This is a genomic window from Solitalea koreensis (assembly GCF_900182575.1).
In the GTDB taxonomy this organism is placed as follows: Bacteria; Bacteroidota; Bacteroidia; order Sphingobacteriales; family Sphingobacteriaceae; genus Solitalea; species Solitalea koreensis.
The window spans coordinates 171,777-185,978 of record NZ_FXSZ01000004.1 but is presented as its reverse complement, the minus strand read 5'-3'; the positions used below and the strand labels follow the sequence as shown (position 1 = coordinate 185,978).

11 protein-coding genes and 3 tRNA genes are annotated in these 14,202 nt (G+C 39.0%); 1 reads left to right on the top strand and 13 read right to left on the bottom strand.

Annotation, left to right across the window (positions count from 1 at the left end; genetic code table 11):
• Window positions 1-15: 15 nt before the first annotated feature.
• The 13 genes from FN756_RS08100 to dcd all read right to left on the bottom strand — a co-directional run bounded on the left by FN756_RS08100 (window position 16) and on the right by dcd (window position 13,206).
• Window positions 16-669: a bifunctional 4-hydroxy-2-oxoglutarate aldolase/2-dehydro-3-deoxy-phosphogluconate aldolase gene (locus FN756_RS08100; RefSeq protein WP_142603134.1), complete on the bottom strand. Its 654-nt coding sequence runs from the start codon at window positions 667-669 to the stop codon at window positions 16-18.
• Entirely contained in the window at window positions 656-1,672 is a 1,017-nt protein-coding gene (locus tag FN756_RS08095) for a sugar kinase (protein ID WP_142603132.1), read from the bottom strand. The genes FN756_RS08100 and FN756_RS08095 overlap by 14 nt, the downstream gene beginning before the upstream one ends.
• Window positions 1,621-3,075, bottom strand: coding sequence for a glucuronate isomerase (gene uxaC / locus FN756_RS08090; protein WP_142603130.1), 1,455 nt, complete (start codon window positions 3,073-3,075; stop codon window positions 1,621-1,623). The genes FN756_RS08095 and uxaC overlap by 52 nt, the downstream gene beginning before the upstream one ends.
• Before the next feature lie 45 nt (window positions 3,076-3,120).
• Complete coding sequence (gene uxuA / locus FN756_RS08085) at window positions 3,121-4,320, bottom strand: mannonate dehydratase (protein WP_142603128.1); 1,200 nt, start codon at window positions 4,318-4,320, stop codon at window positions 3,121-3,123.
• A gap of 9 nt (window positions 4,321-4,329) precedes the next feature.
• Window positions 4,330-5,094 (bottom strand): SDR family NAD(P)-dependent oxidoreductase, encoded by a 765-nt coding sequence (locus FN756_RS08080; RefSeq protein ID WP_246085447.1) that lies wholly within the window; start codon window positions 5,092-5,094, stop codon window positions 4,330-4,332.
• Window positions 5,095-5,156: 62 nt separating this feature from the next.
• Window positions 5,157-6,467: an MFS transporter gene (locus tag FN756_RS08075; RefSeq protein WP_142603126.1), complete on the bottom strand. Its 1,311-nt coding sequence runs from the start codon at window positions 6,465-6,467 to the stop codon at window positions 5,157-5,159.
• 637 nt (window positions 6,468-7,104) lie between these two features.
• Window positions 7,105-7,178 (bottom strand) — tRNA-Asp (locus FN756_RS08070).
• 110 nt (window positions 7,179-7,288) lie between these two features.
• Window positions 7,289-7,362 (bottom strand) — tRNA-Asp (locus FN756_RS08065).
• Window positions 7,363-7,473: 111 nt separating this feature from the next.
• Window positions 7,474-7,547 (bottom strand) — tRNA-Asp (locus FN756_RS08060).
• Window positions 7,548-7,626: 79 nt separating this feature from the next.
• Window positions 7,627-8,700: a peptide chain release factor 1 gene (gene prfA, locus FN756_RS08055; protein WP_142603124.1), complete on the bottom strand. Its 1,074-nt coding sequence runs from the start codon at window positions 8,698-8,700 to the stop codon at window positions 7,627-7,629.
• 90 nt (window positions 8,701-8,790) lie between these two features.
• On the bottom strand, window positions 8,791-9,543 hold the full coding sequence (locus tag FN756_RS08050) for a UDP-2,3-diacylglucosamine diphosphatase (RefSeq protein ID WP_394344415.1): 753 nt from the start codon (window positions 9,541-9,543) through the stop codon (window positions 8,791-8,793).
• Window positions 9,544-9,647: 104 nt separating this feature from the next.
• Window positions 9,648-12,380, bottom strand: a complete 2,733-nt coding sequence (locus tag FN756_RS08045) for a TonB-dependent receptor plug domain-containing protein (protein ID WP_142603119.1) — start codon at window positions 12,378-12,380, stop codon at window positions 9,648-9,650.
• Window positions 12,381-12,669: 289 nt separating this feature from the next.
• Window positions 12,670-13,206: a dCTP deaminase gene (gene dcd / locus FN756_RS08040; RefSeq protein WP_142603118.1), complete on the bottom strand. Its 537-nt coding sequence runs from the start codon at window positions 13,204-13,206 to the stop codon at window positions 12,670-12,672.
• A gap of 239 nt (window positions 13,207-13,445) precedes the next feature.
• Here dcd and FN756_RS08035 point away from each other — a divergent pair, with 239 nt between their 5' ends.
• The gene (locus FN756_RS08035) at window positions 13,446-14,090 is read left to right on the top strand and encodes a 4'-phosphopantetheinyl transferase family protein (RefSeq protein WP_142603116.1); all 645 of its coding nucleotides are present in this window, start codon (window positions 13,446-13,448) and stop codon (window positions 14,088-14,090) included.
• Window positions 14,091-14,202: the final 112 nt, after the last annotated feature.

Sequence of the window (14,202 nt, the reverse complement as noted above, 5' to 3'; positions counted from 1 at the left end):
AATAATCCGGATTTATTATTGAATACAAATCTCCCGTAATGTTCGTGTTATCTCATCAAACCTTTTATCGGCTATCCAATCGTTTTTAATTAAACTACTCCCCAAGCCAACAGCAATAACATTATTGTTCACCCACTTTTCAATGTCAATAAGTTTTGCATCGATTCCACCGGTCACGATAAATTTTGTATCCGGAAAAATGTCTTTCATGGCTTTCGAAAAGCCTGCACCCAATACATTGGCCGGGAATAATTTTATCAGGCTACAACCCAATTGAACAGCTTTGTTTATTTCGCTGGGAGTCATGCAGCCAGGAATCCATAACAGTTCTTTTTCTAAACAAAAAACACCCGTTTCTTCATCCAATGCAGGACTTACTATAAAGGCTGCTCCTGCTTTCCAAAAACATTCTGCTTCTGCCCTATTTTTAATGGTTCCCACCCCAATAATCATATCGGGAAAATGTTCCAATGCAAAAGTGCGAAGCAGAGCGAAATTCTCCAATGCATTTTTACCTCTGTTAGTAAACTCTACAGCTTTCACACCTCCATTATAACAAGCAGTTAGCAACCCCTTGCAGACCTCTATGCCTTCATGATAAAATAAAGGCAAAACCTTTGATTTAGTAAGTTCTTGAACTGTATCTTGTTGCATTTCATGAGTTTTCATAAACCAATTGCTGAATATTTTTTAATGGAGTTGTATTGCAATCACCCAGAACAAAAAACTTACTAAAAGCCGAAGCCGTTGCCAATTTTAAGGTATCTGAATAAAGCGTTTTATTTTTTAGCCCTACTATTAATCCTGCCATAAAGGCATCTCCAGTCCCTACCCTATCAACTATTTTATTAGATGTATAAACCGACGAACTATAATACTGATCGGCGTGCAGTGAAGAAAAATAACGAAGGGTGTTCTCATGCATTGAAAAACGATAGGTATAAGCCACGGCTTTGCAATTTGGGAATTGCTGTTTCAGTTTTATGGCCGAATCCTCCCCTGCTTTCAAATAAACAGCGTCTTCATTTTGATTTTCACATGAAACTGTTGAATCAACCGATATACCCAGCATTTTTTCTACAGCCCACATATTGCCCATTACCACATCACAATGCCTCACCAATCCGGGTATTACGTCAATAGGTTCAACACCATAGTTCCAAAGTTTTGAACGGTAATTTAAATCTACGGAGGTTGTGATACCCTTGCTCTTTGCATAGGCTAAAGCTTCCATGCATACATCAGCATGATTTTGAGACAATGCGGGAGTGATCGCACTCCAATGAAACCAATCTACATTTTGTAACACATTTTCCCAATCGATCATGCCCGGTTTCAATTGAGAAAAAGCAGAATGTGCCCGGTCATAAATTACACCCTGGTTTTTTACATCTGCGCCTTGAGTGAGATAATAAGCTCCAATTCGATCTCCACTCAAAATAATAGCATCCGTATTTATTCCGATTTCTTTAAGTTTGGCTAAAACCTGCCGAGTTAATATATTATCAGGTAAAACGGTACAATAGGAAACAGCCTGCCCCCAGAGGCCTAATGCCGACGCTACATTTAGCTCGGCACCACCTACAAAAAAACCGGCATTTTGCTGCTCTAACTCTGGACTTATACGGAATAAGAGTTCACCAAAGGTGAGTGTAGCTTGGATGTTGGACATTTAAAATTGAAATATTTTTTTGCGTTAAAATAACTGATATTTTTTATTAACTCCCCTATCCCGGAAATATCATTGGGTAAAATTCCCTGTTCCATCTCCTGACCGAGTTTAGCACACAAAACTCTCCTGAAATACTCATGACGAGAAAAGGAAAGAAAACTACGTGAATCAGTAAGCATGCCCACAAAACAGCTTAACAAACCGATGTTAGATAACGTATCCAATTGCTTTTCAATGCCGTCTTTTTGATCTAAGAACCACCAGGCCGCTCCATATTGCACTTTCCCTTGGATCCCATCTCCCTGAAAAGCTCCGGCCAAAGCGGCAAACTGTTCGTTATCTGCAGGAGAAAGATTGTACAGAATTGTTTTGGCAAGCTGATTATTTTGATCGAGTTCATTAAGGAAAAAGGCTAAACTTTCTACCTGTGCTGAGCTACTTATAACATCAACACCTGCATCAGCTCCTAGTAAATTCAGTAAACGTGTATTCACATTTCTGAGTGCGCCCAAATGAAATTGCTGCACCCATTGCTTTTGATGATACATTTTACACAGTTCAAGCAATACCACCAGTTGATAATTTAACACCTCCTCCTCAGCAAGAACAGAGTTGCCTTCTATCATCTTCTTTAAGGTAAGATCAGCTTTGGTAAATGAATAATCTTTGCAAAAAGGAATGGCGCTTAAACCATAGTCAGCCAGGCAGCAACCATGTGCTGCAAAAAAATCGATACGGTTTTGCAAAGCGATAAAAAGATCATTCAAAGAATGAATGGCCAAACCTGCTGCGTTTCCCAGTTTTTGAAGGTATGCCTGAAAATCACGTTGATTTATCTGAAATATTTTATCTGACCTAAAAGCGGGGAGCATTATCACTTTATCCTGCTCTTTTGCCATTTGCCGGTGCCACTGTAAATCATCCGAAGGATCGTCGGTAGTTACAATGACTTCAACATTAAACTTATCTAATAATCCACGGGGAGAAAACTCCGGCTGTTTCAATAAATTATTACAATGTTGAAAGATCGTTTCTGCATTTCCTTCATTTAATAATTTATCTATCCCGAACGGATTTTTTAATTCCATGTGCGACCAATGAAACAAGGGATTGCGAATGGTATGCGGCACGACTTTAGCCCACTGCATAAATTTCTCATGGTCAGTTGCATTACCGGTGATATATTTTTCAGCTACTCCCATTGTTCGCATGGCTCTCCACTTGTAATGATCTCCTTTTAGCCATATATCAGTCATGTTTGCAAAAGGCCTGTTAGTGACTGCAATTTCAGGAGACAGGTGATTATGGTAATCGACAATAGGCATCTTTGCCGCATACTCATGATAGAGTGTTTGAGCTGTTTTATTAGGAAGTAAAAAATCTTCGTGCAAAAATGTTTTCATGGATCTGTTTTAAAATTTTCAGGTCGATTTAAACGATTAAAAAGACTACATAGCACTAACAACACCCAACTCCAATCCTCTTAATTCGGCAAGGCCTTTTAACCGGCCGATGGCTGAATATCCGGGGTTGGTAACCTTGTGTAAGTCATCAAGCATTTGATGCCCGTGATCAGAACGAAAAGGGATTGAATCTTGTACTTTTTGCTGAATGATGAGCAGTTCCTTCATCACCTTAAACATGTTAACATCACCTCCCAGGTGGTCAGCTTCATAAAAATTACCTTCCTGGTCTTTACTTACATTTCGCAGATGCACAAAATGAATGCGGTCGGCAATGTATTTTACGAGTTCAGGTAGATTATTTTGAGAAGAGGCTCCTAATGAACCGGTACAGAAACATATTCCATTTGCAGGAATATTCACCTCATGTAAAATAAACTCAAAATCTTCTCTAGAATTTACCACACGCGGCAGCCCAAGAATATCGAACGGAGGATCATCAGGGTGAATGGCCAGTTTTACCCCACATTTCTGAGCAATGGGACTTACTTCCTGAAGGAAATATTTAAGATTTTCACGAAGTTCAGCTTGCCCGATATGCTCATAGGCCGTAAGGGATTTCCGAAGAAGTTCCAGCGTCATTTCCTCTTCGCCAGGAATACCAAGCAAAACAACGGAGGTTAATCGCTCAATCTCTTCTGTTGTCATGTTTTTAAAACGAGCAGAAGATTTTGCGAGTAATTCGTCATCATAATCGTTTGCTGCATCTTTACGTTGAAGAATATGGACATCAAAGACAATCAAATCAAGCCAATTAAAATACAGCGCTTTAGCGCCATTAGGCATCTCATAGTTGATTGATGTTCGGGTCCAATCAAGCACCGGCATAAAATTGTAGGTAACTATATTGATTCCACATTTTGCCAGGTTTTGCAGCGTAGTTTTATATTTTTCAATATACTCTTGATAGTTTCCCGTACGAGTCTTAATACTTTCGTGAACAGTCACACTTTCTACCACCGACCAGGATAACCCGTTATCTTCAATTTCTTTCTTACGCTTCAAAATCTCCTCCTCCGGCCAAACTTCACCATGAGAAATATGATGTAAAGCGGTAACAATACCTGTAGCCCCAGCTTGTCTAACATGCTGTAAGGAAACAGGATCTTGCGGTCCAAACCATCGCCAGGTTTGCTCCATCCTCTTTAATCCTGTATTTACATTATTTTTTTCTGAAGATTGCATACTTAAAAATTAAAAACCAATTGAGTTACCGCCATCAACGGGAATGGTAGTACCTGTAACAAATCGGGCAGCATTCGAAGCCAGGAAAACCGCGGTATAACCAATATCCTCCGCTTTACCGAAAGTACCCATGGGGGTGCGTCCTAAAACCTTTGCTTTCCTTTGCGGATCATTATCCATTGCATTCAACATCATTGGTGATTCGATGAACCCCGGAGCAATAGCATTAATGCGTACTCCAAATGGTGAAAATTCGGAAGCCAAACCCATAATCATTCCTTTCACGGCTGATTTTGATGCCGAATAAGCCGCCACACGGTCAATACCGTACATAGCCGTCATGGACGAAATCATGATGATTGAACCTTGCTTGCGCGGCAACATTTTTTTTGCACACTCACGTGTTAAGGCAAATACCGCATTTAAATTTGTATGAATAATTTGATTAAAATCTTCGTCAGAAACTTCTATAGCAGGTTTTTTCATATTGATTCCTGCATTATTTACCACTACATCAATCGGCCCAAAAGTTTGTTCCACCTTTTCAACAAGCCCAGGAATAGTATCGAGTTCATTCATATCATGAACAATAAAGTGAGCATTTTCACCTAACTCTTTCACCGCATCCACTAAAACGGGTTCTCTTCTGCCGGTTATTACTACTTTGGCTCCAGCATTACACATGGCCTTCGCCATACCCGTTCCTAACCCGGTGCCTCCACCTGTTATTAATGCCAGTTTACCTGTTAAATCAAAAGGATTTGTTGTCATCATATATCTAATTAAAAGACTTTAACCAGCCTTAGTTCAAGTCAAATGATTGGGTTAATTGTAAACTAATAGCTTGTTGTTAACACTTGGACCTCTTCCTTTTTGCTGCTTAATCTGGGCGTAACAACAAATAATACCAGCCATGCCAACAAATAAGCTAAACCACAGATAACAAATAAGATATTATATCCCGTATTCATTGCTCCTATCGATTTATAATAATCCAATAAACTTCCAACAAGGAGGGGAAAAGCAATTCCGCCAATAGCGCCAGCCATTCCACCAATACCTACAACCGAGCTTATTGCTTCTTTTGGAAAAAAGTCAGAAACGGTAGTGAAAATATTAGCCGACCATGCCTGATGTGCCGCTGAAGCCAAACTTATTAAGCCAACAATTACCCATAATTGCTGAGTAAACTGTGCTGTCACAATAGGCAACACACAAAGCGCAATAAACAGCATGGTCCTTTTACGGGCTTGATCAACCTTCCAACCTCTTTTTATGAGGTAAGACGACATATATCCTCCGGCAATGCTTCCTACACTAGCAGCTGTATATATGATGATCAAAGGCAAACCTGATTTTTTGAGATCTAATCCAAACGAAGAAGCGAAATAAGATGGCAGCCAGAATAGAAAAAACCACCACACCGGATCAGTAAGCAACTTTCCAATTGCAAAGGCCCAGGTTTGAGGCATTTTTAACAAGCGCTTGATTGATATTTTTTTCGTTTCCACAACCATTTCAACTTCATCATCGTCTTGTTGTATATGTTGTAATTCCTGTTCACTTAGGCTTTTGTGTTTTTGCGGTATCTCAAATAAAAACCACCAAAACAATAACCAAACAAAACCAATCGCTCCTGTAAAAATAAACGCTTCCTGCCAGCCGAAACGAGCCACTATAACCGGAATAATGGCTGGAGCCACAATGGCACCAATATTAGCGCCCGAATTAAAAATACCGGTAGCCAGTGCTCTTTCTTTTTTGGGAAACCATTCGGCAACTGCCTTAATTGCTGATGGAAAATTACCAGCTTCTCCTACACCCAATGATGCTCTTGCTACAAAAAAACCAAATGTATTTCGAGCCAATGCGTGACCCATTGCTGCCAGGCTCCATAAAACAATGGATAAGGTATAACCCACTTTAGAACCCATTTTGTCGACCAAACGACCAAAGCACAAAAGCCCCAGTGCATAAGATGCCGTAAAGCCCATTACAATAAAACTATAGTCCTTTTCTGTCCAGTTAAACTCCATTTCCAATACGGGTTTCAACAGGCCAATTATTTGTCTATCCATATAATTGATGGTTGTAGCGAAGAAAAGCAGCGCACAAATTGACCATCTGTATTTACCTGTATTTTGCATAAACTCGTTTTAGTTGTGAAGTAATAACCTACCCTTATAAAATGAAAGTAAGTTGGATTAAGCACAAATCAAAAGTTAAAAAATCTGCAAGTTGTGAAATCAGGCTACGCAAACGTTTGAAACTATTAATTCAATCGTTTTCCTAATTTTAAGAAAATTAATAAGGGGAGAATTTTTATTAAGATGGTAATCTGCTGAAGGGACGGTTTTGCCATAGTCCCTACTTATATAATTATCGACAAGAATGGAAACATGGTTGAAAAAAATGCTTTGTGGCCCAGCGACAAAGAACGATTATATCAGCAAATCGCAAAGTATTTATAACCTAAGCACCTACAAGTTCTTTACTTGAAAATTATTTTTTTATTTTTCTTTCGGAGGTGAAGTGATGGATTGATTACAGCAAGGCTGGGCTATTCATAAAAAATCCCCAAACTGTTTTCCGAGAGATGGGTAGGTCGGATTTGTTCACAAACATTCTTCTTACCCGATGTTTTAAAAACATGCGACTTAGCTAAATCCAGAGAACTTTAGCGGTCGAGCTTATACAACAACTATGGCTGAATAAAATCTATATACAGATCATATACACTAAAATAAAAATAGCCCTTAGAAGCTATCTAAGGGCTATTTTGAGCGGACCGGACGGGACTCGAACCCGCGACCTCCGCCGTGACAGGGCGGCATTCTAACCAGCTGAACTACCGATCCAAGAAACTTACTATTTTTAGTCCTTCAAAGACGAGTTATATACAGTTATATACACTCTTTTAAAAAACCTTTTAGATATAGTTTAAAAACATCTTTTTTAAACTTTTAAGCGGACCGGACGGGACTCGAACCCGCGACCTCCGCCGTGACAGGGCGGCATTCTAACCAGCTGAACTACCGATCCAAGAAACTTACTATTTTTAGTCCTTCAAAGACGAGCTATATACAGTCTTATATACACTCTTTTGAAAAACCCTTTAAACATAGTTTAAAAACATCTTTTTTAAACTTTTTGCGGACCGGACGGGACTCGAACCCGCGACCTCCGCCGTGACAGGGCGGCATTCTAACCAGCTGAACTACCGATCCATTACCCCATTTGTTTTTGGGAATGCAAATATAGAGTCTTTATTTTAAAAGTCAAAATTATTTAAAGACTCTTTTAAAACTATGCAACCGTTCCTTCTTTCATGCGCTCGGCATTTTCCGCAAGTTGCAGAGCATCAATGATATTCTGCACATCGCCGTCCATAACTGCACCTAAATTATAAATCGTTAAACCAATTCTATGTTCTGTAACGCGGCCTTGTGGATAATTATAGGTACGGATTTTAGCTGAACGATCGCCCGTTGACACCATCGTTTTACGTTTCATAGCGGTTTCTGCCAGGTGCTTTTGAAGCTCCATTTCGTAAATACGGGAACGAAGAACACCCAATGCCTTTTCAAAGTTCTTGATCTGAGATTTTTCATCCTGACATTGAGCAACAACTCCGGTAGGAATGTGCGTTAAACGTACGGCCGAATACGTTGTATTTACTGACTGTCCGCCCGGACCGGATGAACAGAATAAATCTTTACGAACATCATTCATATTGATCTGTACGTCGAATTCATCAGCTTCGGGCAATACGACTACTGAAGCTGCAGAAGTATGCACACGACCTTGTGTTTCGGTGGCAGGAACGCGCTGAACACGGTGCACACCTGACTCGTACTTCAGCTGACCATAAACGTCTTCACCGATCACGTTAATCACCACCTCTTTGTAACCACCGGCAGTACCCGGAGTTTCGTCCACCAATTCGGTTTTCCAACCTTTAGCCTCGCAAAAACGCAAGTACATACGGTATAAATCGCCTGCAAAAAGACTCGCCTCGTCGCCGCCTGCTCCACCTCTGATCTCCAAAACTGCATTTTTCGCATCTTCAGGATCTTTAGGAATAAGCATCACACGAATTTCTTCTTCCAGCTCATCGCGCTGAACCAACAATTCTTCCAACTCCACCTTAGCCATTTCACGAAACTCTTCGTCTTTTTCAGTGGCTAAAATTTGTTTATTAGCATCTATATTACTCATTACATTGGAGTAAACATCTGCCTTTGTAACTATTTGAGTAAGATCTTTGTATTCTTTATTTAAAGCTGCGAAGCGCTTCATATCACTCATCACATCAGGACTTGAAAGTTCATTTTCAACATCCTTCCAACGCGATTTGATTGCCTCTAATTTATCTAACATATTGAATGCTTTTTACTTGTATTAATTGTAAAAGTGTGCAAAGTTACCAATTTTCCTCAATCTTTAAGGATTCAATTACCATTAACTCTTTTAACCTTCAAATGTTTTCAGCTCCAGTGCTCCAAATTCATCAAGCACAGCGTAAGTATTAAAATGAATCCATTCACCAAGGTTAACATAACGACTGTTTTCAGTAAGTTTTATATCGAGCGGTAAATGACGGTGACCGAAAATGAAATAATCGAAATGCTCTTTCTGAAGCACTTCTTTACTAAAAACAACTAACCACTCTTTCTCTTCTCCTAAAAATTCTTCCTTTTGATCATTTGCAATGCGGCTATTACGCGACCATTTATCGGCGATTCCAATACCTAAATTGGGGTGAATTCGGGCAAACAACCATTGGCAAAACGGACTGCGAAAGAACTTTTTTAAGAGCTTATACTTGCCATCGCCAGGGCCCAACCCATCTCCATGATGAACATAAATGCGTTTACCGCCATATTCAAGAATTAATTCATTGGAAATAATGGTAGCATTCAATTCTTTATGCAGATAATCAAACATCCACATATCGTGATTCCCTTTGAAGAAGATAAGCTTAATTCCTGAATCGCTTAATTCAGCTAATTTACCAAGCAAACGAACATATCCTCTGGGCACTACAGAACTGTATTCAAACCAAAAATCAAAAATATCTCCTACTAAATAAATTGCATGAGCGTCATGTCTAATTGAATCGAGCCATCGAACGATACGATCTTCGCGTTCACGGCTTTTTTGATAGGTGGGAACTCCCAAGTGAAAATCAGAAGCGAAGTAAATTTTCTTGTTTCCTTGCAATGATAAAAAAATTGATTGCTGCAAAGGTAAAAAATAAGATAACAAGAGAGGCAGCAAATACGTGCTGCCTCTTGTATATAAAAGCATGAGCGGTCGAATGCAGACTATGGAGAATACGAATTATCAACCCGTATAGATGCTATTCCCCGGCCTAATTGACCAGAGGCCGTTAGACCTTCAATTATTGAGGTATAAGATGCCGGACTGTCGGCTGTGTAGAATGAAACCAAGGCTTCACCATTCTTACCAGTTTTAATATTACCGTTCCAGTAGATGGTCGTTCGAGCATCCGGAGCCTTATCTTTACGTTCTTTCTCTACATTATATTTAGGCTCGTAAAATGCCTTAACCACCTGATATCCCTCTGGATAAAAACTAAGCATTCCTTTTTTTGAATAAGCACCTGTAAGAAAATTACCACGTTTAGTATATATAGCAATAACACCATTAGATCCACGCATGCCATAAATAGCGGCAGAAGGGCCTTTTAAAAATTCAATCGATTCAACATCTATAGGATTAACTGCCCTCAACCACCCTACATCAACTTCAGCTCCGTCTAATACAACCAATGGACTTGTATTACCAAAAACAGTATGAACACCTCTAATGGTAACCGTATTGCCTGTAACATCAACACCTGCCACACGCCCTCTTATGGCATCGAGCAAGTTGCCAGTCATTATTGCACTTGACCTACTAATATCTTCAGCAGTTATAACTGCATCCGGAGTACTATAAATTTTCAAAACAGCATTATTATTATTAGGAAGCCTTGTACTGTGTACAACTACTTCGCTTAACAGTACCGTTTTATATCCCAATTTTTCACGGCGAAAATCAAATTCTTTCTTATTTGCTTTAAGATAGGTTTTTAACTCCACTCCAATATTATCGGCGATAAGGCTCTTTTTGATGGAGGCTCCATGAAAAGAATCGAAAATTTCGATATCCACAGCCTTCCCCCCTTTCTCATTTCTCGCCTGAATTATAAACCGTGTACTATCCGGAAAATCAAGCCCTGTAAATTGAAATTCGCCATCGTTATTGGTAGTTGTTGCCTGGAAGAGTTGTTTGTTTTTTGTCGTAAACAAAGTTACAGCCGCATTTTTAGCCGGTTGGTCATCAGAGATTGTTTTAACCTTTCCGGCAATTACCAAACCTAATTCTAATGGATACGGGGTTTCAGGGAAAATCCCGGCAATAATATTGGACCATTCGTACCTTCTCCACCCCTGGGTTAACAATAGCACATCAAGATCTTCTGCTGCATTTGGTTCTTTCCCATCAAAATAATACCCTGCATCTTCAATATGTCCCTGCAAATCAGAAGTAAACAATAAATTGGAAAGAATAGACGCTGCATCAGACCTAACTTGAACAACATTATTATCGGTAACAGCAAGCGAGAAATCCCCCTGTACAGGTTTACCCTGAGGGTCCTGCACAATGATCTTCATATTTACGTTTTCATGAGGACGATAATTAGCCTTATCTGTACTAATGGAAAAACCCAGTTGATCATGCCGATTAATAAATACCAAACGTTCTGCTAATGGCTGACCAATGGAATTGAACACCGTAATCTGTGCAATACCCGTCGGAAACTGTTCTTTAGGTATTGTAAATTGGTAAACACTCTCATTAACTTGCTGACTTGCCGCATAATGAACCACTCCATGCGACAGACCAACTACCACAATTCTTTGTTTTTCTTCAATAAAAGATGGATTTGCCATAATGACAGCCCTGATCTGTTCATCCGTCTGGCTTCGAACACTTAAAACCAAACCTTTATCTAAAGCTTCTGGCAATAAAACTTCTTGTACATTTTCGGCTTTATCTTTAATAAAGGCTTTGTATTGATGGCCTTTTTTCGGAACGAAAGCAAGTTTCCCCATTCCTAAATGGGAGCTTTGAAAATCAACAATTTTATTGCCCTGTTCGTCGGAAATATAGCCCTTAACATCGGCGCCTTTACCTTGTACATCCACAGCTTTGAACCCCACAACACAAGGTAATTCATTGACCAAACTTCCTCCTTCCGGGAAAAACTGAAGATCTATATCCGGTGCGAAGTAAGGAATGTAGAAGTTTTTTGTAAACGGTAATCCATCGTAATTAATAGTGGCTTTAATATGCTTATGCGGAAAATCAACGTGATTCGTATTTTGAACTCTTATAGCAATCGTTCCTTGCGCATCAGTAGTGGTCTTATCTTTAAGTCCATTCCGGCCAACCATAATAATTTCATACTGTACTTCTTTACCAACAATTGGCTCACCCCGCTCGTTATTAAATTTTATTATAGCCGTAACTTCCTGATTCTTTTTAGTTTTATCAAACTCATAGTCAATTATTGGTTTAATATTGGTAAGACGGGCATTGCCAATTTTTATATTTGTAGAATAAAAATAGTCTTCTCCAAAATTACGCATCCAGCTGGTGTAGGCACGCAAACGGTAAATGCCCTCGGGTATAGAATCAGAAAGAGGAATACTTCCGTTAAAATCACCGTGATCTTTTTTCAATATCAAACGCTCAACGGGCTTATCCTCTGCATTAAGCATATCTACATAAATTACTTTACTTAGCTCTGAGGGGGTATTATCGTTGGCATGCACCAAATAAGCTTTAAAGTAGATGTTATCACCACTTCCATAATACGGTTTATCAATATGTAGGTATATTTTTTCCTGAGGAAGTTTTTCATGATAATTGGCAAGATTATCCATTATTTTTTTGATCAACTGCTCGCCATTATCAGGAGGGAGTGTTGCAGAAAACAGCATTATAAGCAGACCCAAGAATATCGTATAGATCAGATTTTTTTTCATGCCTTAACAAGTTATAAGCAGTAAAAGCTATTCCATATTTTACATCTAATAATTACAGTAAAACCATTACGCACTTACGCTCCAAAAAATTTCATTGAAACAGATTCGGTTCCGATTTAGAAAGAGCAATTCGCGGTATTACAAAATTTAAAAAAGAAGCTTTATCACTGCCTAAAGGAATAAAAAACAAAGCCTCTTTTAAATTTACGAAATTTAAAAGAGGCTTGAAAGCATTCCCTGTAAAATAACAGGAGCAAACGCCTGACTATCAGATATATTTATTAAATTCTTAAAACTGATTTTTCCACATCATCGATTCTACAGGCTGTACAGTTCGGGCGTTGTATTTTGCATTCAACTTATGCTTGTAGAGGGTTTCAATATCACCTTCAACAACGAAATAAATAAGTTGACCAATGGGCATACCTGCGTATATACGAACAGGTTGAGCACATGAAATCTCCAAGGTCCATGTGTTACAAAAGCCCACATCGCCTTTTCCGGCGGTTGCATGAATATCGATCCCTAAGCGGCCCGTACTTGACTTTCCTTCCAAAAAAGGCACATGCGCATGAGTTTCGGTATATTCTTCCGTTACTCCCAAGTATAGTGTGTTCGGCTGCAGCACAAATCCTTCTTCAGGAATCTCAAAATGTTCAATCGCATTATGTTTACGGGCATCGAGTTCACGATTCACATATACAGCCAAATGTTTTCCTAAATGTACATCGTATGAATTGGTGCCAAGAAACTTCCTGTCATAAGGCTCAATCACAATAGTTCCATTTTCAATTTCTTCCAGGATGCGCTTGTCGGATAAGATCATATTATTTTTTTCTGAAGTGTTTATTTTTTATGGACATCAAGAACCCGCATCCAACATTCACTCCAATTGGTAAATTCCGTATCAGGCGGGTTTTTTTTGTAATTTGGCCAAAAATAATACTTTAAGTTGATGGTTCATAGACAATAGTCTGAAGTTCTGGATCTAAAGCCCAGAACGCAGCTATATTGACCCAGAATCCCAGATGTTGAACTTTCAACTGTAAACTCTTGACTATCATTATGCCTATCGTTTTACATAAAATAATTGACGCAGCAACAGAATTTGCTGTTTGGAAAATAGAAGAACCCGCTCACCTGCTCTATAGCAAACTTCAACTTGACGAAGGGGAAAAAAGCGTATACCAAAGTTTGAGTAAGGGCAAACGAGAATTGCATTGGCTAGGTAGCCGTGTGTTATTACGTACCCTTATTAATACGCAAGACTATATAAAAACGGGTATTGACGAACACAACAAACCATTTTTAGTCAATTTCCCTCATTATTTTTCACTCAGCCATTCTTTTGATTATGCAGCGGTAATGATTAGCCAGACCAATAGGGTTGGAATTGATATTGAAGAAATCAAGGAGAAGATTGAACGCGTGGTAAACAAATTTCTATCAGAAAAAGAACAGGCATTTATTGATCCATCTCACCGCATCCATCACCTTTATGCCTGCTGGGCGGCTAAAGAGGCTCTCTATAAAATGTACGGCAAAAAAGGGTTGAACTTTATTGAAGGAATTATCTTGGATTCATTCCCATACTCCATGGATGGAGGTGTAATTTCTGCCCGAATTCTTATGCCCGATACACCCGAACCCTTAACTGTGAATTATTTTGAATTTGAAGACTATATGGTTGCTTACGTAAAAGAAGACTGAAAAGCTAAAGTGAAAAGCAGAAAATGAAAAATAATACAGAGGCTTAGCTTGTCAGATTAAATAAATAAAAAAGCGTCCTTGTTTGTTTAATCAAGGACGCTTTTATCTATTA